Below are 23752 nucleotides of genomic sequence, written 5' to 3'. Positions count from 1 at the left end.
GCCGTCGCTCGCTGGACGGTCACGGCGTGCCGACCACGGCGCGCCCCTCGAGCCACCGCTCGCAGTCGTCGCCGTCCACCGGCCCGCCAGGCCGCTCCACCGCGGGGGTCCACGGGTCGGTGGCGATGTACTGCCAGTCGTCGTGATCCCGCTCACCGTTGTCGCCGTCGGAGTAGTCGAGGTAGCGCTCCGGCGAGTTGTAGTTCATCACGCTCTCGTAGGTGCTGAACGGGATGCTCCGGGAGTCGACACCGGGGATCTTCGGCGTGAGGCCGAAGTTGTGACCGAGTTCGTGCATGAAGACGAACGGGTCCTCGTTGCTGGCGAGTGCGCCGCCCGTGGCGACGCCACGGAGTCCGCCCGACTCCTTCGCTACACCCGTCGCGGAGAGGACCGCATAGTGGTAGCCACGGCACTCGTTGTCACCGTAGTTCCGACTGTACCCGCCGAGGTCCTCCGGCGTGAACTCGTCGTCGGTCGGAACCTGCTCGCTCCGCACGAGGTGGAGCGTCACGCCGGTCGAACCGTCCGGGTTCTCGACGGGCGCGCTCGCGAACGACTCGCGGAGGTCGGCCCGGGCCGACGCCGAGAGGCGGAGGTCGCGCATGTAGTCGATCTCGACGAAGACGTCCGAGCGGAGGGGGTCGCCGGCGAACCCGTCGTTCGCCTCCATCCCGTCCGGGAGGTTGTCACCGTCCGTGTCGGGGTTGGTCGGGTCCGCGCCGATGGCGAGTTCGCGGTCACGCGGGAGTCCGTCGCCGTCCGTGTCGACCGTCGCCGGGTCCGTCCCCTGCTCGGCCTCCAGCACGTCGAGCGCGCCGTCGCCGTCCGTGTCGAGCAGGAACGGGTTCCCCCCGGTGGCCAGTTCGCGGCCGTCGGGGACCCCGTCCTCGTCCGCGTCGGGGACCCTGGCGGGGAGGTCCAGTCGTGCCTCCTGCAGGTCGTCCGCGCCGTCGCCGTCCGTGTCGGCGACAGTGGGGTCGGACTTCACGAAGTCGACCTCGTTCAGGTCACTGAGTCCGTCCTCGTCCGTGTCAGGGTCCGTGGGGTCGGTCCCGAGGCGGGCTTCCTCCGGGTCTTCCAGCCCGTCGCCGTCCGTGTCGGCCCGGTACGGGCTGCTCCCCAGGGCCAGTTCGCGGGGGTCCGCGAGTCCGTCGTTGTCCTCGTCGGCGCGGTTGATGGGGAAGCCGAGTTCGTCCTCGCGGGCGTCGGAGAGCCCATCGTCGTCCGAATCCGGGTCGGCGATGTCGCTCCGGAGCGCACGTTCCCGTCCGTCGGGCACCCCGTCGCCGTCCGTGTCCGGGTCGGTCGGGTCGCCACCCAGCGGCCGCTCGGTTCCGTCGGGCAGCCCGTCGTCGTCCGTGTCCGCGTCGAAGGGGTCGGTCGGGCCCGTGAGCTCGGTCAGCACGGTCAGGTCGTCGCCGTCAGCAGAGACCAGCGCCGGTGTCGCCGCCGCGACCAGCAGCAGGAGAAGCAGGATGGCCACGCCACGGCGCCCGATAAAGCGTGAGCCACCACCGTCGTTGTCGCCGCTCGAAGACGGCGGCCTCGAACTGGTCGCTCCGGCCGCCTTGGACCCACTCGTCGCGACACTGTTCGGAGTCCCCGCTACCGGTTCGATATCCAGGGTCCCCGGCGACAGCGCCCCCCTGGCCATGGCTGCCGGGACATCCAGCCCGAACGCGGAGGTCACCGTCTCACCGGGTTCGACTCGCGTCCGGAGGACCAGCCGGTCCCCGGACAGCGTCCAGTCGTCCACGTACGCGTCCGGAACCGAGACATCCGCGGCCGATACGCCGTCTGGCAGTGGCTGCACCAGCGCGACCGCGACCGGGTCGTCCCGCTCGGACGCGAGCTGGACCGCTATCGCCGGCATCCCGAACCGGTCGGCGTCGAAGGCCGTCTCGACACGGACACCCTGATCAGTCCTCGCACCCCCCTCTGTCACGGCCGGATGGACCGGCGCGGGAGGCATAAGCGCTCGGGAGGCGCTCGCGTTGCGAGGCCGTGGTAACGTTGATGACCCCGGCGGGCAAGGTGACGGTCGTGCGACGACGGCGGTTCCTCCTCGGGGTGGGGACACTGGTCGGGCTAGCAGGGTGTGGGAGCGATGCATCGGAACCGACGGTCATCGACGGTCGTCGACCCGATATCGAGACCGAATCACCTCCGGCGACGACCTTCGACTACCGGCCCGACGAGCCGCCGACGGGGACGCTGTACGAGGGCACCGTCGACGGCCAGGAGTACGTCCGGGGCCCGTTCTTCCCCGGGCAGCCGGTGACGGTCGAGACGCAGTCGGTTCCGGGGTCGCTGGTCGCGGAACTCGTCGCGAAGGCACCGGTTGCCCGCAGACACGTCTACCAGCCGCGGACGGCCAGACTGGTCGCCCGCGAACGCGGCGCAGCGTATCTCGCGCTCCGGGCCGACGGTGGGCCGGCCGAACTCGCGGTCCGGGCGGGCGACGAGCAGGTGCGCCCCGAGCGGACGGGAGTCGTGTTCGACCGAGAGATCGAACGGACGCGGTCGGTCGCTGCCGGCCCGGGCATCTCGGCAGTCGAGGTGTCGGTCACCGGACTCGACGACGGCGAGAAGTTGGTCGTCGGCTACCCCGGCGGGCGCCGCCGGTCACGGGACGACGGCCGGATCCAGTTCTACGAGGACGCGACCCGCACGTTCGATCTCGCGACCGGGACCGGCGGTGGGACCAGTCGGTCCCACCTGTTCCGGCTCTCGCCGCTCCGGACTGCGGAACCGTTCGATCGGCCCGTCGCAGTGGACGTGACGGTGACCGCCCGCACCCCGTCCTGAGGCCCGCGCGAAACGACACCGACATGCCGGAGGCGCCCGACCCGACGCGTATGGCGACAGCCGACGCCGGGCCCCTCTCACGGACAGCGAAGGAGTACCCCCGAGCACTCACCGCGGTCCTCACCGTCGTCGGGTACGCGCTGGTCATCGGGACGCTGTACGTCGGGCTCCCCATCTACCCGACCATCAGCCTGGAGACGGTCAACCTCCTCTCGCACGCCATCGCCGTCATCAACACCACCACGGTCGTCCTGCTGCTGTCGGGCTGGAAGTTCATCCGCGACGGCGACGTGCGCAAGCACCGCACGGCGATGGTGGGCGCGTTCACGCTCATCCTCGTCTTCCTCGTCCTCTACCTCCTGAAGACGGGCGGCGGCGGGCAGAAGGAGATCGTGGCCCCCGACGGCCCCACCATCGCCTACCTCGCGATGCTGGCCATCCACATCCTGCTCTCGGTGCTGGCGGTCCCGCTGGTCCTCTACAACATCGTCGTGGGGCTGACCCACACGACCCGGGAGATGCGCGAGACGGCACACGCCCGCGTCGGCCGCTGGGCGGTCGCCGTCTGGTCGATCTCGCTCACCCTGGGGGTCGCGGCGTACGTCCTGCTCAACCACGTCTACACGTTCGAGTTCGTCCGCCTGCTCGTCAGGGTTCCCGCTCCGTTCTGACCGACGGGTCGGGAGCGCCCGGGCGCGGCTTCGGGGGCGTCGACGGCTCGCCGTCCGCATCCCCCGAGGCCATCGGGCCCCGTTCGGCGCGTCGGCGCGACATCCGCCGTCCGACCCGCCGTCGCATCCGCCTGACGCGGGTCCGTCGGGCGTGTGTGTCCAGTCGCCAGCCGAAGCCGAACAGCACCGTGGCGACGACGAGGCCGACGAGGAACGAGACCAGCACGGCGCCGGGCTGTTTCAGGAACGCCGGGAGCCCGTCGATGGCCAGCACGAGCGCCACGGGACGGACCAGCACCGCCACCCCCATCAGGTAGAACCCCTCGGCGAGAACACCCGTGGGGAGGGTCCGGCGGAGGAACGAGACGCCCGACCACAGGGTCGTCGCCACCGCGGCCACGGCGTACAGCGGCAGCCCCGCGACGGTCATCGGGACCGGCAACAGCGCCCACCCGACGAACCCACCCGCCGCAACCGCCGTCAGCATCCCCATCAGCAGCGTCGGGGCGGGGACGTCCGAGGAGTCGGCATCGGACTCCGAGAGCGTCCCGTTCGGCACCGACGTGGCCGCGTCTGGGGTCATTGCATCAGCTACGGACCCCCTGTATATAGCTGTCCGCGTCACCGACCCCGGATGAGGACCACGTCCCGGAACGCGCAGGTCGATGCGCGCCGTGCGAGCGGCCGACGATGGACGATTCGGTATGGCATCGACCCCCATACGTATATACTCCTCACCAACTAACTTAAGGTAACCTATCGGGCACTGCACCACACCGCCCGAAGGCACCCATGAGAGCAGGACCACCTGACTACGAACGGCTGTACCGCGACACCATCCCGTCGGTCGTGTCGATCTACCTCCCGGTGGCCGAGCGCGGCGGCGCCGGCTCCGGGTTCGTCTACGACCGCGGCGCCGACGGCGACGGCCACGTCGTCACGAACGAGCACGTCGTCGGGGACGGCACCGGCGACGGCGTCGGCACCGCGCTCGACCTCCGGTTCCACGACGGCACCTGGCGCACCGGCGAGGTCGTGGGCACCGACCCGTACACGGACCTCGCCGTCGTGGCCGTCCCGGACCTCCCGACCGATTCAGCACCCCTCGCGCTCGCCGAGGCCGCACCCGCACCCGGAACCCCGGTCGCGGCACTGGGGAACCCGATGGGACTGGACGGCTCCATCACGGCCGGCATCGTCAGCGGTGCGGGTCGCTCGATGGCGACCGGCGGCGGCTACGCCATCCCGGACACGGTGCAGACGGACGCGCCCATCAACCCCGGGAACAGCGGTGGGCCGCTCGTCACGGCCGACGGCACCGTCGTCGGGGTGAACCGCGCGAGGGCCGGCGACAACATCGGGTTCGCCGTCTCCGCGGGCGTGGTCCGGCGCGTCGCGCCCGCGCTCGTGGCCGACGGCGCCTACCGGCACCCGTACCTCCGTATCCGGACGGTCGACGTCTCACCCGCCGTCGCCGAGGCGAACGACCTCGACGAGCCCCGGGGCGTGCTCGTCGCGGACGTCTCGCTGGGGCCGGCCAGCGGCGCGCTCGTCGGCTGTCACGGCGTCGTCGGTATCGATGGCCGGCAGGTGCCCGTCGGTGGGGACGTCATCGTCGCCGTGGACGGGGAGTCGGTCGACTCCCACGAGGAGTTGATGCGTCACCTCCTGCTTGAGACCGCACCCGGCGAGGCGGTCGCACTCGACCTGTACCGGAACGGTGAGCGGGTGGCCGAGCAGGTCACGCTGGCCGAGCGCCCGCGGCCGGCGCGGGGTGGCGACCCCTCACAGCGGTCCATCCCCGTGCGCTGAGACGGCCGCTTGAGCGGCGCCACTACAGCGCGTCGAGCAGGGCACTCGGGTCGTCGGCCCACGACTGTCCCTCGGCCCAGTCGCGGAGTTCCGCACCCACCTCCCGGACCAGCTCCTCCAGTGCCGCCTTCTCCGCCGGTGCCTCGCGTTCCGTGACCACGGTCCAGCCACCCGAACCGCCGGCGTCGGTATCCGCGGCGTCCGGGTCCGCGTCGGCCGCCAGTACGTACCCTGCCGCGACCACCGTCGCCTCCGTGACGAACACGACGGCGGGGACGAGTCGGCGGTCGCTCTCGGCGAGGTCGAAGACGCCCGCCGGGACGAGCGTCCGGAAGCGGCCGCTGTCCTCCAGGTCGCGACACTCCTCCAGACTCAGCGGGCGCGACGGGAGCGAAGCGAGGTCCATATCCGACCGTCCACGTGCGGCCGCAAAGGCGTTCTGAACGAGGGATGCGAGGATATCTGTGTAGAATCGAACCTTGACGTATTATCGAAATATTACAGTTCGGAACTTTCGTTGAAATGAGTAACGCAGAGGTTCGAGACGCATCCGCCCGCTGTTCGACCAGCGGGGGATGGGTTCAGTCGTCGGCCCCCGCCTCCAGTCCGCGCGCCGCCTCCACGTGCTCGGAGAGCCGCTGGACGAACCTGGCCGCAGGGGCACCGTCGACGACGTCGTGGTCGAAGGTGACGGTGAGGCTGAGGAGCTCCCGGCCCTCTACCTCGCCGTCGACGAGCATCGGCCTCGTCCCGATGCCCCCGACGGTCAACTGCAGACTGTAGTTCGTCGGTGTGATCGCCCAGCCGCTCCCCGACCCGAACATCCCGACCGAGGTGACCGAGACCGTCCCGGCGAGGGCCTTCCACCGACGGGGGAACAGTTGCGGGAGCCGCCACAGCTGCCGGCGAAGGACGTCGGGGAGGTACCGAGCGAGGGCCGTGACCCGCGATTGCTCCTCGCTGCGGGGGGACTCCCTGACCCTCCGGAAGTCCTCCTGGATGGAGCGGATGGACCGCCGGTTCGCCGCCCGGACGACGTGGGGGACGGCGATCCGCTCCCCGTCGACGGTCGTCTCGACCAGGACGTTCACGTCGACGTCGTCGAAGTGGTGGACGCGGCCCCGCCAGTCGCGGTACGCCTGGACCGCTGGCTGTTCCGCGACGGTCGCCGCCAGACAGGCCACGAGGAACGCGGTGAACGACGGTGCCTCGCCGGTCTCGGCCTCGATGCGCCGGATGCGCTCGCGGGCCTCGGTCACGTCCACCTCGACGAGTCCGTGGACGTTGCTCCGCCGACCCGCCATCCGCATGTAGTCCACCGTCAGCTGTCGCTGGGGCGAGATCCGTTCGGGCGTGGAGCGGGCGCTCATACCATCCGTAGGGCTCTGGCCGCGATATACCGCGGGGCCGATTCCGGACCGGAGAGAACCGGGGGCGACCGGCTCAGTCCGTGTTCGGGATGGCGTACGCGCCGGCGACGAAGAACAGGACCGCCAGCGCGGTCAGGACACCCAGCTCCAGGAGCGGCCCGGACGCCTCGAAGACGTTCGGGTTGGGCGTGAACGAGCCGAGCTGTCCGGCCGGGCGGTACGTGGCCTCCCGCACGCCGCGGGCGAAGTAGGTGAGTGGCGAGAGGTAGCGCAGCGGAGCGAACCACGCCGGCAGCAGGTCCGGCGGGACGAACGTCTCGGAGAGGAACAGCAGCGGCAGCGCGATACCGTTCGAGGCCGCGACGACGCCGTCCTGCGAGTCGGCGACCCGGCCGAGGACGGCCCCGAGCCCGCAGAACAGCGCCACGGCCAGGGCGATGAACGGCAGCAGCAGGAGGGACGGCCGCAGCGACGCCGCCGCGCCCGTCACGACGACCACCAGCACGAGGATGAGGACGGCGGCGGCGCCGATGATGCCGACGTTGACGATGGTCTGTGCGAGGAGCCACTCGGCCCGCGACAGCGGTGTCGTCGCCAGTTTCTCGAAGCGGTTCCCCTCCCGGTGGCGCGCGACCTCGCTCCCGACCCGCGAGAGGGGCGTGAACAGCACGACCACCGCCAGGTAACCGGGGACGTAGTAGCCCGCCGGCTCGGTGAACAGGCCGCCACCCGTGGGCTGGGTCTGGACCAGCGCGCCGAAGATGAGGATGATGATGGCGGGGAAGAAGAACGTGAAGAAGACGGCCGTCCGACGCCGGAGGAACGCCTTCGTGGCGGCGCTGGCCTCGCTGGTGATGCGCCCGACGGCGCCCATCAGGGCTCACCCCCGTCCCGGGACGGTCCTCCGGCAGGGACCCGCCCCCGACGGCGTGACACCGGGTCGCCACCGGCCGCGACCTCGGTTCCGGTCAGCGAGAGGTAGACGTCCTCCAGGTCGGGCTGCTTCCAGGTGATGGCGCCGTAGGGTACGTCCTCGGCCTCCAGGGTCTCGACCACCTGGCCGATGTCGCGGGGGTCGATGCCCGTGACCGCGAGCGCGGCCTCGTCCGGGACGAGCCCGTAGCCGGCCATCTCGAGCGCCCTCGCGGCACGGCCCTCGGCGTCCTCCGGCACGTCCAGTTCGAGCCGGCTGTCGCCGCCGTGGGCCGCGACGAGGTCGGCCGGCGCCCCGACCGCGACGAGTTGGCCGTCGGCGAGCAGGCCGACGCGGTCGGCCAGTGTCTCGGCCTCCTCCATGTAGTGGGTCGTGAGGAGGATGGTCGTGCCGCCGTCCGCGAGGTCCGAGAGGAGCTGCCAGAGCTGTCGGCGACCGGTCGGGTCGATGCCGGTCGTCGGCTCGTCGAGGAACAGGACGTCGGGGGCGTTGACCAGCGCCGTCGCGACGCAGGTCCGGCGCTTCTGCCCGCCCGAGAGGTCCCCGTACGGCTTCCGGGCGTCGGCGCCCTCGAGCCCCACGTCCGCCAGTACGTCGTCGGCGTCGCGGGCGTCGTCGTAGAGGCCGGCGTAGTAGGCGACGAGTTCGCGCGCGGTGAGCCGTTCGGCGGGGTCGAACTCCTGGGGGAGCAGCCCCACCCGTTCGGGGTCGACCTCGTCGGGCGCTCTGCCGAGCACCTCGACTCGCCCGTCGACGACGGTGGTGCCGGTGAGCGCCCGCACGAGCGTCGTCTTGCCGGCGCCGTTCGGCCCGACCAGCGCGAACACCTCGCCCTCGGCGACGGACAGCGAGACGCCGTCGAGCGCGACCGTCTCGCCGTACCGTCGGCGTACCTCCTCCGCGAGGATGACCATGTTGGACCGCGGTTCGTCCGGTCCACCGATATGGGTTTCCGTCCGGTCGCGTCCGCTGGCTCCCATCGGTCTACCGCGGCCCGACGACCACGGTGCGGTCGCTCGTGCCCGGCACGTCGACCCAGGTCGCGCTGCCGGAGCGCCGGACCTGTGCCGGCCCGAACGAGTAGCTCACGCCGCTGCTGGCCCCCTCCGGCGCTTCGACGAAGTACCGGACGTCGTGCCCCCGTGAGATGCCCGTCCCGAAGTACACCTCCTTGACGCCCTCGTGCGGGCGTGGGGCGACCGCCTCGACCGCTCCCGACTCGCGGGCGACGGTCCAGGAGTAGGGGACGCGGTCCCGGAGCAGGACCGGGTGGTCCGCCGCGGCGGTCAGGTCGACGGTGTTCGCGCCGCCGGCGAGGAGGACGCTCCCGTCGTCCTGCCGGGTCCCCGAGAGCCCCGACACCGGCTGCGAGGGGCGGCTCCGCGCCTCGGCCCCGTCGTCGGTCACCCACTGGTAGACGAGTTCGATGGCGGTATCGCTCGCGCGGGTCGCGTTGTGCGCGCCGTCGACCACGACGTTCGATTCCGCGCCCGCCAGCACGGGGCTATCCGGGTCGTCGGCGTAGAAGTAGTCGGCGGTCCCGCGGATGGTGTAGTAGTCGATGCGGTCGCCCCGGGGCGTCTCGTTGGTCTCGCAGGGGGCGTCGGGGTCGGTGCAGTCGGCCCCGTAGTGGTTCAGGTCGTACAGGGGCTCCCCGGGTTCGTCGGCACACAGCGGCGAGATGACGTTGCACGGCTCGCCGCTCCCGGTGCCCGTCCGGCAGGGGCCGCAGGTGGGGGTGCCGTGGTTGGCTCCGGCGAGGCCGACGAACGTGTCGACGCGGTCGAACCGTGGGCGGGCGGCGGGGTGATCGGCGTCCAGTGACACGCTCGGCCAGTCGTAGCGCCGACGGTCGGCCAGCCAGAGGCGGACACCCGTGACGCCCAGCGAGTGGCTCACCAGATCCACCGTCGACACGTCCCACTCCGGGACCGCGTCCAGCCAGGGGGTGCCGGACCGGTCGTACCCGTCGTCCGTCCCGTTGACGTGCTCCAGCAGGCGGAACACGAACTCGTCGAGCTGGCGGGCCATCTCGGCGTGGACACTCGTCGACTCGCGGAAGGTGATGGACCAGAGTTCGTCGCCGCGATACCCGCGGTCGAGGTACGCCTCGGCGTGCTCGCTGAAGTCGCAGGCGTCGTGTGTGTTGCCGTGGACGAAGACGACCGGGTTCTGGCCGTCCCGGACGCCGGGCTCGGTGACGTGGTACTCGTGGCCGCCCCAGCCGCCGAACCGGCCGTCGGTCTCGAACGGCAGGTAGCGGTCGCTCGTCCGGGGCACGTCACAGGGCGTCCCGCCGAAGCCGGCGAGCGGGTTGCCGCGGCCGCCCTCCTCGTGGTCGGCACTCGCGGTCCCGAGGCCGGTGGCCAGCCCTCCGGCCGCGGCGGCCGCGCGGAGGAACCGTCGTCGGTCCACGCCGTCCGGGACGGAGCCAGGGTCGCGCTGTTCGGTCCGTTCGGTCATACCGTGTCCTCGCGGGGGGGTTCAAAAACGGGTTGTGGCGAATCCGTCCAAACAGCCGGCCTCGGAGGCTCTCCGCGCCGTGACGTGGTATCAGGCCCGGTCCTTGTGTGAGAGGGTGACGAGGGTAATCGTTTTGTCCCTGCACGACGCAACTGGGGCAAGCATCGGGGAAGAACCATGATAGACCTGACCCTCGACATGGAGCAGTACGACTGCCCGTTCATCGCTGCCACCGAGGCGCAGCCGGTGTCGTTCTCGGCGGTCAACTGGGAGTTCGAGTCGGGTCGGGACCGTCACGAGGGGCAGCTGGAGACGCGGATGCTGGTCGAAGGGGACGACCGGGGCGCCGTCGAGGCCGGGCTGGACGTGCTGCGGAGCCACGACGGGCTGCGCGAGTGCGGCCTCATCTCGAAGCAGGACGACGTGGCCCACATCCGGACCGTCATCGACGAGACGGCCGCGATGCGGACCATCCGCGACCACGACGGCTACATCACCGGCCCGTTCCACATCGAGGCCGGGAGCGAGCTGTGGCACGTCGGCTTCGACCACGAGTCGACCGCGGAGGGCGCACTCGCCGGACTCGAACGCGACAACGAGTTCGAGGTGGTCGCGCGGGACCCCGTCAACGAGGCCGAGGTGACGGGCTTCGTCGAGAACGTCGGCGCGGCCATGACGCTCATCCAGGGGTGCCAGGACCTGACCGACACCGAGCGCGAGACCCTGGAGGCGGCCGTCGAGCGGGGCTACTTCCGGTCGCCGCGGGGCGCCACGCTGGGTGACCTGGCCGAGGAGTTCGGCGTCTCCAAACCGGCCGTCTCGAAGCGCCTGCGACGCGGGCAGGAGAAGGCCGTCGGCCGGATGGTGGAGGCGCTGGAGGAGCTCGACGATTGAGCCCGTGAGCAGGCCGTATTCCGATTATCCCCTCCAGAAAGCAGTCACACGCCCACCAGCCGACAGGACTCGGGGGAGCCCTCAGGTCCGGTCCCGCTCCACGCGGTCGTGGTACGCAGCGACCGTCTCGTAGAGCGCCTGCCGTCGGGCCCCGTGCATCGCGTAGTGGTCCGCACCCGCCAGCTCGGCGTACTCCTTCCGGTCGGCGCGGGCCCCGAGTTCGTCGTAGAGACCGAGCGCGTCCTCGCGGACGGAGATGGCGTCGTCGCTGCCGCGGACGACGAGCGCCGGCACCGCGACCGCGTCGGCATCGTACACCGTCTCGCCGTCGCAGGCCATCGCCGTGTCGGCGAGCGACCCCGACTGCGCGACGTAGGTGTCGTCGTCGACGCCCTGGTTCGACTCCACCTGCGCGCGCCAGACCGCCTCGAAGAGCGGGTCCTCGCCGTCGTCGGAGACGCCCTGGCGCTCGCGGACGCCCTCGTAGTGCTGGTGGTAGTACGCATCGAGCGAGGCGTCGACGCCCAGCGCCGTCGTCACCTCCTCGAAGGTCCAGGTGGGCCGGTGGACGGGTGCCACCTGCGTCAGCGAGGCGACCGGCGACCCCTCGGCGTGGTGCGCGAGGTAGTACCCGCAGGTCATCGTCCCCCAGGAGACACCGAGCAGGTGGACCGTCTCGAATCGCTCGCGGGCGGCCTCGACCGCCGCGGCGATGTCCCGTGCGGCGGTCGGGGCGCGCACCGGCGGATCGTTGGCCTCGGGGGGCTCGTCGAGTTCGGGCGGCCGGTCGCTGTCACCGTACCCCCGGATGTCGAGCGCGAGTGCCGTCCGCCCGGCGCGCGCGGTGGCCGCGAGCCACGAGTAGGAGTCGTCGCCCTCGACGGGCGGGGCGAACAGCGCCCGCGAGTTCGTGATCGAGCCGTGGACGTGGAGCACGGCCGTCTCGGTGTCGCCGCCCTCGGCGGGCTGCTCCCAGAGCCGAAGGTCGGTGCCGTCGGCCGCCGTCACTGTCGTCGGTGTCGGCTGCATGGGGCCGGGTAGCGGAGGCCCGACCCTGTATCTCGGGGTTCACGTGTGAACCCCGAAGCCGTCTCTGGCCGGCGCGTTCATATGTTAACCCGGGGACCGAAGCCCGTGCGTCCGGTGTCTCAGGTAGTGCCATGGAACGGCAACGACTCACACGGCGGAAGGCGCTGGCTGGACTGGCTGCGGCAGGCATCGGCGGTCTCGCCGGCTGTACCGGGGACGGTGGCGACGGCGGTGGAGGCGGATCGATGAGCGACACGGTCACCATCGGTGTGCTGCAGCCCCTGTCGGGGAGCCTCAAGTACTACGGCCAGCAGGCCATGTACGGCTTCTACCAGGGGTTCAACTACAAGGGCGACGACGACTTCACGCCCGAGGCGTCGACCGGGACGAAGACGACCACGGTCGGTGATGTCGACTACGAGCTGATCGTCCGCGACACGGAACTGAAGGCCGACACCGCCCAGTCAGCGGCGGAGGACCTCGTCAAGAACGAGGGGGTGGACCTGCTGTTCGGCTGCACCTCCTCGGCATCGGCCGGGCGGGTCGCGACGACCGTCTCGAAGCAGTCCAACATCCCGACGCTGCTCGGCCCCGCGGCCTCGGCCGACATCACGTCCAACAGCGAGACCTGCGGCTCGCCGGTGTTCCGGGCCAGCGAGAACACCGCGATGGACGCCCGCTCGGGTGGCAAGTACGTCGCCGACAACACCGACGTCTCGAAGGTGTACCTGTTCGGGGCGGACTACTCCTTCGGCCGGGCCGTCGTCAACAACTATCGGACGGTCCTGGAGGCCAACGGCGTCGAGATCGTCGGCGAGAAGTTCTTCCCCCGCGGCTACAAGGAGTGGCAGGGCCCGCTCGACAACGCCGAGAGCGAGGGTGCGGAGGGGATCGTCGCCGGCTTCACCGTCCAGACGCTGCCCGCCCTGTTCACGACCTTCCTGAACGGGGACTACTCGTACGAGGTGTTCGGCGGCTTCGCGACACAGATCACGACGGGTATCGTCGGGCAGACGCTTCAGAAGGAGCTGGGCGACCCGCTGACCGAGGAGAAGCTGTCGGGCGCCAATCTCGGCCCGTTCACGACCCGCTACCACTGGAACCAGTACGACAACGAGATCAACAACGCCTTCGTCGACAGCTACACGAGCGCGTACGACATCGTCCCGGACCTGTTCACGTCGGGGACCTTCACCGCGGCCTCGGCCATCGTCCAGGCGGTCGAGGCCGGCGGCTCGACGGCGGGTGCCGACATCCAGGCCGAGCTCACCGGGATGACCGTCGCGGACACCCCCAAGGGCCAGGACGCCTACACCTTCCAGGAGTACAACAACCAGGCCCGCTCGGCGATGACCATCGCGGACGTCGTGCCGAACGACAACGACAACTGGGACGCGGCGATCAAGCCGAGCGCGCCCGTCGAGACCATCCCCATGGACGAGACCACCATCCCGAAGGACAGCCCGGAGATGGGCTGCTCGCTGTAGCATGAGCGTCCTGCGGACAGCGGGGCTCACCAAGCGCTTCGGCGGCCTCACGGCGGTCGACGACGTGGACTTCGAGCTGGCCGAGGACGAGCTCTGCTCGCTCATCGGTCCGAACGGCGCCGGCAAGACCACGTTCTTCGACCTGCTGACGGGCGCGCTGGAGCCGACCGCCGGGACGGTCGAACTCGCCGAGCGCGACTCGGGGGGCGATGGCACCGCCGAGCGGGCCGAGCCCTCGGGCAGCGTCGGCTGGGTCGACGTGACCGACGACCCGATGCACGCGACCGCCAAGCGCGGGCTCCACCGCTCCTACCAGGTGACCAACGTCTTCCCGACGAGCACGGTACTGGAGAACGTCCGCGTGGCCGCTCAGGCACACGGGTCGGACTCGTTCCGGGGCTGGCGCAACGTCAACAGCTTCGAGCCGTACCTCGAGGAGGCCCACGCCATCCTCGACCGGGTCGGGCTGGCGGCGAAGGCCGACCTCCCGGCGGAGACCCTGAGCCACGGCGAGAAGCGCCAGCTGGAGGTCGGTGTCGCGCTCGCGGGCGACCCTGACGTCCTCCTGCTGGACGAACCCAACGCCGGCGTCTCCAGCGAGTCCGTCGACGAGATCATCGCGCTCATCGAGGACGTGGCCGACGACCACGCGGTGTTGCTCGTCGAGCACAACATGGACATCGTCATGAACGTCTCCGACCGCATCGTCGTCCTCAACCGCGGCGAGGTCATCGCCGACGGCCCACCCGAGGCAGTCCGGGACGACCCCGCCGTGCAGGAGGCGTACCTCGGCGGCTACGAACCCGGCGACCTGAGCGACGGGGCCGACTCGGGCGGCGAGTCGGACCGGGCACCGTCCGGGGAGGCCGATCCGACGGGAGCGGCCGACCCGGACGAGCCCGACGGGGGTGAGACCGGGTGAGCCTCCTGGACGTGGCGGACATCCACACCTACTACGGCGAGAGCCACATCCTCGAGGGCGTCTCGCTGGAGGTCGAGGACGGCGAGGTCGTCGCCCTCATCGGACGCAACGGCGTCGGCAAGACCACGACCCTGCGTTCGGTCCTCCAGCTGACCGCACCCCGGTCCGGGAGCATCACCTACCGTGGCGAGGAGCTGATCGGCAAGCGTACCCACGAGGTGGCCGACCTCGGTGTGGGCTGGATCCCCGAGGAGCGCCGCGTCTTCTCGCAGCTCTCGGTCGCGGAGAACATCCGCGTGGCGGTGCCGAAAGGCGGCGACGTGGACGCGGCACTCGAGCTCGCGTTCGACACCTTCCCCGCGCTCGACGAGCGCAGCGAGGCCAACGCCGGCGCGCTCTCGGGCGGCCAGCAGCAGATGCTCGCCATCGCCCGCGGGCTCGTCGGCGACAACGACCTGCTGCTCATCGACGAGCCCAGCGAGGGGCTGGCGCCGCAGATCGTCGCCGACGTGGCCGAGGCCGTGCAGAACGCCGCCCGCGAGGCGACGATCCTGCTGGTCGAGCAGAACCTCCCGCTCGCGATGGACCTCGCCGACCGCTTCTACCTGCTCGACAACGGGCAGGTCGTCGAGGACGGGGAGGCCGTGAGCGGTGTCACCGACGACGAACGCATCCGGAGGTACCTCAGCGCATGAGCGCGACGTTGCTCGCTGTGCTGTCGGCGGTCCCGGCCCTGCTGGGGGAGCTCGTCACGCTCCCGCTCGTCTCGTACATCGACACGCTGGGGCAGTTCCTCCGGCCGTCGACACTGGTCGGCGTGTTCGTCCGCGGGCTCTCGAAGTCCGCCATCTACGTGATGATCGCCAGCGGCCTCACGCTCGTCTTCGGGCTGATGGGCGTACTCAACTTCGCCCACGGCTCGCTGACGATGATCGGTGCGTATCTGGGCGGCCTCATCATGGTACTGGCCGTGACGGGCGCCTCGGGAACCGTCCAGCGGTTCGCGGTCTTCTTCGTGGCCGTGCTGGTCGTGTTCGGCGCGCTGTCGGCGCTGGGTGGCGTCGTCGAGGTCGGCCTCATCCGGCCGCTGTACGACCGTCCACCCATCTACCAGATCCTGCTCACCTTCGGGGTGACGCTGGTCCTCGACGAGCTCGTCCGCATCGTCACGCTGTTCTACGGCATCCAGCCCATCTCGGAGTGGCAGGCGGCCCTCGGCACCAAACCCGAACCCCTCACGGCGACCATCGAACTGGGGTCGACCACCGTGAGTGGCCTGGCGCTGTTCGAGATCCTGTTCGGCGTCCTCACCGTCGCCGCGGTGTGGGCGTTCCTCACCCGGACGCGGTACGGGCTGGTCGTCCGCGCGGGTAGCGAGGACAGCGAGATGACCGAGGCACTCGGTATCGACGTCCGCCGGGTGTTCACCACCGTCTTCGCACTCGGGACCGGCATCGCCGGCATCGCCGGCGCGCTGCTGATGTGGGACCCCGTCTGGGGGGCCAGCGTCCCGCTCGCCGCGGAGACGCTGCTCCCGGCGTTCGTCGTCGTCATCGTCGGTGGCCTCGGCACCTTCCGGGGGACGGTGGTCGCGGCGCTCATCGTTGGGATGGTCGACGCTGTGACGACGTGGTGGTTCGTCAACGCCGTCGAGTTCACCGGCCTCCCGGAGATGTTCATCTTCCTCATCCTCGTGGTGACGCTCATCGTGCGTCCGCAGGGCCTGTTCGGCGTCGCGGAGGTGGGTGGCCATTAGCGACCCCGACCGCGCGCCGGACGGCCCGACCGACCCCACGCCGACCGAACCCCGTGGCGACGGCGGCGAACCCGTCGACGGCGCCTCGGCGCAGGCGGACCCGGACGCGGAGGACGTGACGGAGTCGGCCGGGGCCATCGACGTCAGCCCGGCGCGGCCCTGGTGGCGTCGGTACGCCGAGGAGCACGTCGCACACCTCGTCGTCATCGTCGTGCTGGGGGCCTACCCGCTGCTCCACAGCGCGCTGGTGGCCTCCCCGGTCGGCGCCGAGGCGACGATGCTCCTGCCGGACATCGAGACGATGACGGCGGTGCTGTACTTCGGCCTGTTCGCGATGAGCTTCGACTTCGTCTCGGGGTACACCGGCTACCTCTCGTTCGGCCACGCCGTCTTCTACGGCACCGGCGCGTACTTCGTCATCGTGGCGGCGAACGGGAAGCTCCCGCTCGTCCCACACACGACGCCGTTCCTGGTGCTGCTCGTGCTCGGCGGGCTGCTGGCGACGGTGCTCGCGCTGGTCATCGGCGTCGTCTCCTTCCGGCTCAGCGGTGTCTACTTCGCGATGATCACCCTCGGCGTCTCGCAGGTGGCCTACGTCCTCGTCCGGGACTGGGGCTTCCTCGCCTCGAACCCGCGCGACGGCCCGTTCGTCGTCGGCCCCGAGGGGGCGGCCGCTCCCGTCTTCAGCGTCGGCATCCCGTTCGTCGACCCGCTCAACCTCGATATCGGCGTCCTGACCGGCGACTCCGTCGTGCTCGGGCCGCTCTCCCTGGGCTCGACGGAGGTGTCGTTCTACATGGTCGGGCTGGTCGTGCTGGTGTGTTACCTGGCGCTCCAGCGGCTCGTCCACTCGCCGTTCGGCCGCGTCCTCGTCGCCATCCGCGAGAACGAGGAGCGCGCCCGCGCCATCGGCTACGACACGTTCCGGTACAAGCTGGCCGCCTTCGCGGTCAGCGGGTTCTTCGCGGCGGTGGCGGGCGGCCTGTTCGCCGGCTTCCGGCGCTCGGCCTCACCGGACAACTCGTTCTTCTTCCTCGTCACCGGTGACGCGCTGCTGGCCTCCATCATCGGCGGCTTCGGGACCCTCGCCGGCCCGCTGTACGGCCGGTTGCTGGACGAGACCGTCCGCGAGTTCCTCTCGAAGGAGGGTGCCGGTGGGGGGCTCCTCCCGTACCTCCGGGATACGCTCCCCGAGTCCGTCCTCGCGACGGATATCGCCGGACTGACCGTGCAGGGCGCCATCGAGACGTTCCTCAACGGCCACGCCAGCCTCTACATCGGGCTGGTGTTCGTCGCGTTCGTCCTGTTCGTCCCCGGCGGCCTCCTGGGCTACGTTCGCGCGCGAGTCGGCGGCCCCATCGCGAAGCAGGTCGCCCGACGCATCCGCGGCGAAAACTGAGGCCCTCGCGCCGGTCCCCCCTCTCCAGCGGTCCCGGGTTCGGCAACCCACCATTATATCTCCGGCCGTCGAGACCCCGGACATGAGCGACCGGACCGAGTTCCGCGGCCTGGACGACGTCGAGACGGTCGGCGTCGTCGGCGCGGGCACGATGGGCAACGGGATCGCACAGGTGAGCGCCACGGCCGGCTACGACGTGGTGATGCGCGACGTGCAACGGGAGTTCGTCGACCGCGGCCTCGACGCCATCGACGACTCGCTGTCGCGACTCGTCCGGAAGGAGTCGCTCTCGGAGGAGGAGGCCGACGCCGCACGCGACCGCATCACGGGCACCACCGACCTCGAGGACCTCACCGAGGCGGACCTCGTCGTGGAGGCCGCACCCGAGGAGATGGACCTCAAGCGCGACGTGTTCGCCGACCTCGAGGCCGTGACCGACGAGGACGTGGTACTCGCGACCAACACCTCGACGCTCTCGGTGACCACCATCGCCGCCGCGACCGACCGCGCCTCGCTGGTGCTGGGCCTGCACTTCATGAACCCCGTCCCGCTGATGAAGGGGGTCGAACTGGTCGTGGGCGAGCGCACGGACGAGGCGGTGGTCGACTTCGCGCACGAGTTCGCCGAGTCGCTGGACAAGGAGACCTGGGAGGCCGACGACAAGCCGGGGTTCGTCTCCAACCGCATCCTGATGCCCTGGATCAACGAGGGCGTCCGTGCCTACGACGAGGGTGTCGCCACCAAGGAAGACATCGACCGCGGGATGAAGCTCGGGACGAACGTCCCGATGGGCCCGCTGGAACTGGCCGACCACATCGGGCTGGACGTCTGCCTGCACGCCACCGAGACGCTCCACGAGGAGCTGGGCGACCGCTACACACCCGCATATCTCCTCAAACGGAAGGTAGAGGCCGGCGACCTCGGGAAGAAGACGGGGCGCGGGTTCTACGAGTACGAGTAGAAACGACAATCCGGTACCCGAGTCGGCGTCAGGAACCGGGGGCGGTCCGGACGACGGGTCCGTCGAAATCCTCGTCGGAGCTGAGCACCGTACCGATGCCTCTCGCGTCGCAGACGGAGCCTATGACGCATCGGTGAAATTGAGGTTCCGGTCGTCGTAGCGGCGGAACGTCTCCAGCGTCCGGGCGCTGAGGTCGGGGGGGATATCGACCAGTTCGAACACGTCCGGATTCGCTCCCTCACCGAGGATCCTGCGTGCGACGGTGTCCGCAGCCTCGAACGAACCCGTTCGTACCCGTGTAAGGGTCACGACCTCGTCGAGCACGTAGTCGCTCGTGTACGGCTGTCCGAACAGGCCGTCGAGGAGGTCATCGAACGCAGCGACGGCAGCGTCGTGGCGCTCGGCATCTGGGTCCTGATGCGCGTAGAAGACGCCCGTATCAACGAAGACGCTCATCCGTAGCGGATGTCGTCGATGTCCTCCTCGGTCGTCTCGACGCCGGATGCGACCATCCCCTCGTGGAGTGCCTCGCGCTCGCCCTGGGACACCGGGACCCGTTCAGGGCGGAAGGAGTCTATCAGGTCGGCTTTGGACTCGAACGCACGTTCGACGAGCCGCGTGAGCACCTCCTGTTGGGTCACCTGCTCACCGGTCTTGAGCTCCATCTCGGCCTGAAGTCGTTCGAGACGTGATTTCGTCTCGTCATCCATCTTCACGGACGTTGCCATTATCGCCAGTAGAACCTTCTACCGAGCATACCTTCCCCAGATGGTCTCACCGAACCCGCTCGCGCACCCGCCGGACGACCTCGTCCGGGTCGTACTCCTCCTCGGCCACGTCGAACACGCGCTCGCCGTCGACACGCACGACGAACACGCCGTCGTCACCCGTGACGAGCGCGACACGGTCCAGTTGCTCGCGGAACGTGCGCAACAGGAGATGCTGGAGGTCGGCCGCGCGGTCGAGGTGCCCGCAGGGAACGCAGTACTCGATCTCGACGGTCGTCATGCGCGGCGATTGGCCCCCGTGCTGTTTGTGGCTATCGGAGGATTGGTATTGGACTTCATCTGCATGCACTTCTTTCGACCGGCTTTCGAAGGGGGCTCTCTACTCTCGAGGGCCGGGAATCGGCCCCACACTTATCTCTCGCCCGAAACGTAGTGTGTTGTAGGTGCAATACACCATGGAGAAGAACGTCGGCGGATACGACCGGATCGCGCGGCTCGTCGTCGGACCGGTACTGCTCGTCGTGGGCGTGGCGGTCCTCGGAGGGTTGCTCTCGGTCGCCAGCGGCACGACGGCGGTGGCCATCGGCGTCGTCGCGGCCCTCGTCGGGGCCATCCTGCTCGTCACGGGGGTAACACAGACCTGCCCGCTGAACTCGGTGCTGGGGATCGATACGTTCCGGCCAGCGAAGTAGCGGGGGCCCCGGTTCCGCTGACCGGTTCGTCACTGACCGGCCCGGAGAAGAACCTGCGTGCTTCAGGGGGGGAGGTGTCGATGCCGAGGTCGACCTCGGCATCGTCACCGAGACTGACGGATTTCGTCTCGTCGCCGACCAGAACCTCGTACGACCCCTGGTCGAGTGTCGCCTCCAGTTCCCCATCCTCGTCGGTGGACCCCTCGAAGACGACCTCCTCGGTCTCGGGGTCGACGATCTGGACGGTCTGGCCACTGACGGGCTCGCCGTTCTGGTCGGTCAGTTCGACCGTCAGCTCCCCTGACCCCGCACGCAGGTCGTCGGTGGGCTCGGGCCCCAGGTAGCCGACCGGACCGACACTCCCGACGAGTACGGCCATGAACACGAGCGCGACGAGCACGAGGATCGCGGCTCGTCGTCGCTCCTGGTCCGTCTCCGGGTCCACCACCGCGTCTCCGGGTCCACCACCGCGTCCCCGGGAGCACTCTCGTCGGCCTGCTGGTCGCCCACGCTGTGACGACCGTCGTGATACTTTTATGTTCTGTGGCGAGTTGCGAGATGAACTCTCAGAACGCCTCCCGAAGGCCACGGACATCGCTCATCGTCGGGCGCCAGACCAGCAGGATCACCGTGACCACGAACACGACCGTCGACAGCAGGTACGACTGGTTGTAGGCCGCGGCCGCGACGGCGCTCGTGCTGCCGACGAATCCCGAGACCACGCCCGCGATGACCGGCAGCGTACAGGAGACACAGGAGAACAGCCCCAGCACGCCGCCGACGACGGAGGACGCCGCGTCGATGACCGTCGCGTACACCAGGTACGCCAGCGTCGCGTAGCCGACCAGCTTGAACGGCAGGAGCGCGAACTGGACGACCGTCCCGCCGTAGATGACGGCCGGGCCCCACCCGGGCGGGATGGAGTCGAACGCCACGCGGAGTCCCGTTGCGGGGCCGGCGCTCGGGCCGTACAGGCCGCCGAAGTAGCCCAGCACGAGGAAGTAGCCGCCCGCGATGGCGAGTGCGGCCAGGCGCTGTCGCGTCGAGGTGGCCCGCGGGGAGACGCGAAACACGCCCCAGAGCGCCACGTTGATCCAGACGAACGGGACGAGGTAGAACAGCGGGCGCGTGATGATGGGCGTCTCGACGACGAGGTACGCCAGCAGCACCAGCAGCTCCGTGTTCAGGACGACCGCCCACCAGACGGCGGTCTCGCGGCTCGGGCGCAGCGACGCCAGCCGCGACTCGATGGTGCTCATCGGTAGGAGCCAGGTGCCGGAGGGGCTTCAACGGTACGAGTCGGCCGCAGGGGTGGCGCGTCATCGGTCGCCCCGTCGACGGGGCGGGTGCGGCGGACCCGCATCACACCACCAGCGCGTCGAGGACGATGGCAAGCAGCAGCGCGCCCAGGTAGGCGTTGGAGGCGTGGAACGCGCGGAACGCGGCGCCCTCGGAGCGCTCGTAGTGGAGGCGGACGACCGCGACCAGGAAGACCGCGCCGAGCGCGACCGTCGTGGCGGCGTAGAGCCAGCCCAGCGTCGTCAACTCGGCCAGGACCGTCGCGGCGAGCAGCGTCGCCGCGAGGTACAGCAGGATGTGCTTGCGCGTCACCGTCTCCCCCCGGACGACCGGGAGCATCGGGAAGCCACCGCGCTCGTAGTCGTCACGGTAGGCCAGCGCCAGGTTGTAGAAGTGCGCGGGCGTCCAGAGGAAGATGACGCCGGCGAGGGCGAGCCCCGGCAGGCCGATGTCGCCGGTGACGGCGGCCCAGCCGATGAGTGCGGGCAGCGCGCCCGCCGCGCCGCCGATGACCGTGTTCTGGACGGTGTTGGGCTTCAGGACGAGCGTGTAGATGACCGAGTAGAACACGATGGCCGCCAGCCCGAGCGCGGCGGCCAGCAGGTTCACGCTGAGGAAGGCCCCCAGCGCGGCGACCGTCAGGAGGCCGCCGAAGGCGAACGCGTTCCGGACCGGCACCTCGTGGGTGGCGACGGGGCGGTCGGCCGTCCGTTCCATCCGCTTGTCGATGTCCCGTTCGAGGACGTGGTTGTACGTCCCGGAGGCGCCGATAGCGAGGACCCCGCCGCCGAGGGTGGCCGCGACGACGGGCACGGAGAGGCCGCCGGGGGTCGTCGTCGCCGCCAGCGCCATCCCGGCGGAGGCGACGAGGCAGAGCAGCCACATCAGCCGCGGCTTCATCAGCTGGATGTAGGCGCCGGCGACGGCCCGAACGCGTGCGAGCCCGGAGGGCGAGGGCGCGGAGGTATCGGTCGCGGCATCGACCGGTTCCGGCGGCTCCAGTTGCGCGGGGTCCCGGACGGCCCGATCGTCGTCGGTCCCGGTCTCGGCCTCCAGGCGCCACGTCAGGGCCAGCACGAGTGCCCCGAAGATGGTCATCCCGACGAGCAGGTGGGCGTTGGAGACGAGCGCGCCGGCGCCGCTGCCACCCGTCGCGACGAGCGCGCCGACCGACACCTGGACCGGGAACAGCGCGAGCGCGAGGAACACCGTGGCCAGCACGCGGCGGTCGGCGCCCGAGCGCAGTCCGACGACGGCCGTCGCGAGGACCACCACGCCGACGACGGTGGCGGCCACGCGGTGGCCCAGCGCGACCAGGACGGCCGGGTTCGAGAGGTCCGCGCCCGCACAGCCCGGCCACGACGAGCAGGCCTGCGCGGCCTCGGCAAGCGCCGCCGTCGCGCCGACGACCACCAGGAGGTAGACGCCCAGCACGGAGGCGGCTAGCAGGGCCGTCAGCCGCGAGTCACCGTCGGTCCCGAGGACGGCGCGAGGGGTGAGGAGGGACACGGATACCACTTCTCTAGGCTCTTGGTGGCCGGGGACTTAGCACCCACGCTTTTCGCGTGACGGCGAGTCGGCAGGTACTTACACGGCAGTTTCTAATCGCGAGATATGAACCACAGGCGCGCCGTCCTGCGGGCCGCAGTCGGGGTCGCGCTCCTCGCCCTTCTCGGCGCGATGCCCGTCGCGGCACAGCCGTCGGTCAACATCGAGCTGATCAACAACCTCAACGAGAAGCTCCTGTACGTCGCCATCCCCATCGCGATACTGGTGGAGGCCATCCTCTTCTACACGGTCTACAAGTACAAGGACCAGGAGGAGGCCCAGCCGACCCAGGAGAACCGCCGCCTGGAGATCACGTGGACCGTGGCGACGGCCATCATCCTCCTGTTCGTCGGGTTCGCCGCCTACCAGGTGCTCGGCAACGTCGCCATCGCCGGTGTCACCGCCGCGACGGTCGACGACCCGGAGGCCGCACAGGCCAACGCCGAGGTGACCCAGTTCGACGGCAAGGGCGCCTACATGCCGGAGGCCGACAAGCTCCCCGGCGAGGGTGAGCCGGTGCAGGTGGACGTGGTCGCCCAGAAGTACTTCTGGTCGTACAACTACGTGACCGACGACGGACAGAACTTCTCCACGACCGGAACCATGGTCATCCCGGAGAACCGCCCGGTCGTACTGCACGTCACCTCCATCGACTGGCTCCACGCGTTCCACGTCCCGAAGCTGGGACTGAAGCAGGACGCCTTCCCCGGCCACTACAACACCATCGCGACGACCACGACGCTCCCAGAGGGGACCGAGGAGCAGACCTACCAGCTCTACTGTGCGGAGTACTGTGGCTCCGGCCACGCCGGGATGCTCGGGAAGGTGACGGTCATGTCCGAGGAGAACTACGAGGAGTGGCAGCAGGAGCAGCTCGGCGGGAACGCCACCGACATCGCTCCGAACCCCCGCGAGCGGCTGACCAGCGACGACGGCGTCCCGGCCTGAGCCGGCGCGTGACTCCTTTCGCGGCCAG

General features: G+C 70.2%; 25 protein-coding genes and 1 pseudogene. 12 read left to right on the top strand and 14 right to left on the bottom strand.

Annotation, left to right across the window (positions count from 1 at the left end):
- Positions 1-19: 19 nt before the first annotated feature.
- Positions 20-1948, bottom strand: coding sequence for a hypothetical protein (locus P2T62_RS10205; protein ID WP_276261291.1), 1929 nt, complete (start codon positions 1946-1948; stop codon positions 20-22).
- Between the two features lie 98 nt (positions 1949-2046).
- Between P2T62_RS10205 and P2T62_RS10200 the strand changes: the two genes are divergently transcribed.
- Entirely contained in the window at positions 2047-2811 is a 765-nt protein-coding gene (locus P2T62_RS10200; protein ID WP_276261290.1) for a hypothetical protein, read from the top strand.
- Between the two features lie 50 nt (positions 2812-2861).
- Positions 2862-3482: a DUF420 domain-containing protein gene (locus P2T62_RS10195; protein WP_276261289.1), complete on the top strand. Its 621-nt coding sequence runs from the start codon at positions 2862-2864 to the stop codon at positions 3480-3482.
- Here P2T62_RS10195 and P2T62_RS10190 read toward each other — a convergent pair.
- Positions 3460-4065, bottom strand: a complete 606-nt coding sequence (locus P2T62_RS10190; RefSeq protein ID WP_276261288.1) for a hypothetical protein — start codon at positions 4063-4065, stop codon at positions 3460-3462. The two genes, P2T62_RS10195 and P2T62_RS10190, sit on opposite strands and share 23 nt — an antisense overlap.
- A 209-nt stretch (positions 4066-4274) precedes the next feature.
- Between P2T62_RS10190 and P2T62_RS10185 the strand changes: the two genes are divergently transcribed.
- Positions 4275-5294 carry a S1C family serine protease gene (locus P2T62_RS10185; protein ID WP_276261287.1) on the top strand — a complete coding sequence of 340 codons (1020 nt, stop codon included), beginning with the start codon at positions 4275-4277 and terminating at the stop codon, positions 5292-5294.
- Between the two features lie 22 nt (positions 5295-5316).
- On the opposite strand, the gene P2T62_RS10180 is transcribed toward P2T62_RS10185, so the two are convergent.
- The 5 genes from P2T62_RS10180 to P2T62_RS10160 all read right to left on the bottom strand — a co-directional run bounded on the left by P2T62_RS10180 (position 5317) and on the right by P2T62_RS10160 (position 10061).
- Complete coding sequence (locus P2T62_RS10180; protein ID WP_276261286.1) at positions 5317-5700, bottom strand: DUF7964 domain-containing protein; 384 nt, start codon at positions 5698-5700, stop codon at positions 5317-5319.
- Positions 5701-5875: 175 nt separating this feature from the next.
- Positions 5876-6664, bottom strand: coding sequence for a 2-oxo acid dehydrogenase subunit E2 (locus P2T62_RS10175; RefSeq protein ID WP_276261285.1), 789 nt, complete (start codon positions 6662-6664; stop codon positions 5876-5878).
- 73 nt (positions 6665-6737) lie between these two features.
- Positions 6738-7538, bottom strand: coding sequence for an ABC transporter permease (locus P2T62_RS10170; RefSeq protein WP_276261284.1), 801 nt, complete (start codon positions 7536-7538; stop codon positions 6738-6740).
- Complete coding sequence (locus P2T62_RS10165) at positions 7538-8512, bottom strand: ABC transporter ATP-binding protein (protein ID WP_276261283.1); 975 nt, start codon at positions 8510-8512, stop codon at positions 7538-7540. Before P2T62_RS10165 ends, P2T62_RS10170 begins: the two co-directional genes overlap by 1 nt.
- A gap of 70 nt (positions 8513-8582) precedes the next feature.
- Entirely contained in the window at positions 8583-10061 is a 1479-nt protein-coding gene (locus P2T62_RS10160) for an esterase/lipase family protein (RefSeq protein WP_276261282.1), read from the bottom strand.
- A gap of 177 nt (positions 10062-10238) precedes the next feature.
- Here P2T62_RS10160 and P2T62_RS10155 point away from each other — a divergent pair, with 177 nt between their 5' ends.
- Positions 10239-10955, top strand: a complete 717-nt coding sequence (locus P2T62_RS10155) for a helix-turn-helix domain-containing protein (RefSeq protein ID WP_276261281.1) — start codon at positions 10239-10241, stop codon at positions 10953-10955.
- A gap of 81 nt (positions 10956-11036) precedes the next feature.
- Here P2T62_RS10155 and P2T62_RS10150 read toward each other — a convergent pair whose 3' ends face one another.
- Entirely contained in the window at positions 11037-11984 is a 948-nt protein-coding gene (locus P2T62_RS10150; protein ID WP_276261280.1) for an alpha/beta hydrolase, read from the bottom strand.
- Positions 11985-12115: 131 nt separating this feature from the next.
- On the opposite strand from P2T62_RS10150, the gene P2T62_RS10145 reads away from it, so the two are divergent.
- The 6 genes from P2T62_RS10145 to P2T62_RS10120 all read left to right on the top strand — a co-directional run bounded on the left by P2T62_RS10145 (position 12116) and on the right by P2T62_RS10120 (position 18509).
- Entirely contained in the window at positions 12116-13471 is a 1356-nt protein-coding gene (locus P2T62_RS10145) for an ABC transporter substrate-binding protein (RefSeq protein WP_420028426.1), read from the top strand.
- A gap of 1 nt (position 13472) precedes the next feature.
- Entirely contained in the window at positions 13473-14393 is a 921-nt protein-coding gene (locus P2T62_RS10140; protein WP_276261279.1) for an ABC transporter ATP-binding protein, read from the top strand.
- Entirely contained in the window at positions 14390-15088 is a 699-nt protein-coding gene (locus P2T62_RS10135; RefSeq protein WP_276261278.1) for an ABC transporter ATP-binding protein, read from the top strand. Before P2T62_RS10140 ends, P2T62_RS10135 begins: the two co-directional genes overlap by 4 nt.
- Positions 15085-16149: a branched-chain amino acid ABC transporter permease gene (locus P2T62_RS10130; RefSeq protein WP_276261277.1), complete on the top strand. Its 1065-nt coding sequence runs from the start codon at positions 15085-15087 to the stop codon at positions 16147-16149. Before P2T62_RS10135 ends, P2T62_RS10130 begins: the two co-directional genes overlap by 4 nt.
- A complete protein-coding gene (locus tag P2T62_RS10125) occupies positions 16139-17548 on the top strand; it encodes a branched-chain amino acid ABC transporter permease (RefSeq protein ID WP_420028425.1) in 1410 nt (469 codons plus the stop codon). Before P2T62_RS10130 ends, P2T62_RS10125 begins: the two co-directional genes overlap by 11 nt.
- A gap of 82 nt (positions 17549-17630) precedes the next feature.
- Positions 17631-18509: a 3-hydroxyacyl-CoA dehydrogenase family protein gene (locus P2T62_RS10120; RefSeq protein WP_276261276.1), complete on the top strand. Its 879-nt coding sequence runs from the start codon at positions 17631-17633 to the stop codon at positions 18507-18509.
- Between the two features lie 28 nt (positions 18510-18537).
- Here P2T62_RS10120 and P2T62_RS10115 read toward each other — a convergent pair.
- The 3 genes and pseudogenes from P2T62_RS10115 to P2T62_RS10105 all read right to left on the bottom strand — a co-directional run bounded on the left by P2T62_RS10115 (position 18538) and on the right by P2T62_RS10105 (position 19517).
- Positions 18538-18965: pseudogene (locus P2T62_RS10115) on the bottom strand (type II toxin-antitoxin system VapC family toxin).
- Positions 18962-19237, bottom strand: a complete 276-nt coding sequence (locus P2T62_RS10110; protein WP_276261274.1) for a hypothetical protein — start codon at positions 19235-19237, stop codon at positions 18962-18964. The pseudogene P2T62_RS10115 and the gene P2T62_RS10110 overlap by 4 nt, the downstream one beginning before the upstream one ends.
- 46 nt (positions 19238-19283) lie before the next feature.
- Positions 19284-19517 carry an Rdx family protein gene (locus tag P2T62_RS10105; RefSeq protein ID WP_276261273.1) on the bottom strand — a complete coding sequence of 78 codons (234 nt, stop codon included), beginning with the start codon at positions 19515-19517 and terminating at the stop codon, positions 19284-19286.
- A 175-nt stretch (positions 19518-19692) separates the two neighbouring features.
- On the opposite strand from P2T62_RS10105, the gene P2T62_RS10100 reads away from it, so the two are divergent.
- The gene (locus P2T62_RS10100) at positions 19693-19929 is read left to right on the top strand and encodes a YgaP family membrane protein (RefSeq protein WP_420028451.1); all 237 of its coding nucleotides are present in this window, start codon (positions 19693-19695) and stop codon (positions 19927-19929) included.
- Here P2T62_RS10100 and P2T62_RS10095 read toward each other — a convergent pair.
- From P2T62_RS10095 to cyoE, 3 genes are all read right to left on the bottom strand, one after another.
- Positions 19859-20374, bottom strand: coding sequence for a hypothetical protein (locus P2T62_RS10095; protein WP_276261271.1), 516 nt, complete (start codon positions 20372-20374; stop codon positions 19859-19861). The two genes, P2T62_RS10100 and P2T62_RS10095, sit on opposite strands and share 71 nt — an antisense overlap.
- A 121-nt stretch (positions 20375-20495) precedes the next feature.
- Positions 20496-21188, bottom strand: coding sequence for a DUF7546 family protein (locus tag P2T62_RS10090; RefSeq protein WP_276261270.1), 693 nt, complete (start codon positions 21186-21188; stop codon positions 20496-20498).
- 103 nt (positions 21189-21291) lie between these two features.
- Complete coding sequence (gene cyoE / locus P2T62_RS10085) at positions 21292-22737, bottom strand: heme o synthase (protein ID WP_276261269.1); 1446 nt, start codon at positions 22735-22737, stop codon at positions 21292-21294.
- A 105-nt stretch (positions 22738-22842) separates the two neighbouring features.
- Here cyoE and P2T62_RS10080 point away from each other — a divergent pair, with 105 nt between their 5' ends.
- On the top strand, positions 22843-23724 hold the full coding sequence (locus P2T62_RS10080; protein WP_276261268.1) for a cytochrome c oxidase subunit II: 882 nt from the start codon (positions 22843-22845) through the stop codon (positions 23722-23724).
- The last annotated feature ends 28 nt before the right edge of the window (positions 23725-23752 follow it).

Origin of the sequence: Haloglomus litoreum (genome assembly GCF_029338515.1) — an archaeon.
Lineage (GTDB): Archaea > Halobacteriota > Halobacteria > Halobacteriales > Haloarculaceae > Haloglomus > Haloglomus litoreum.
This window is presented reverse-complemented; position numbering and strand designations above follow the sequence as displayed.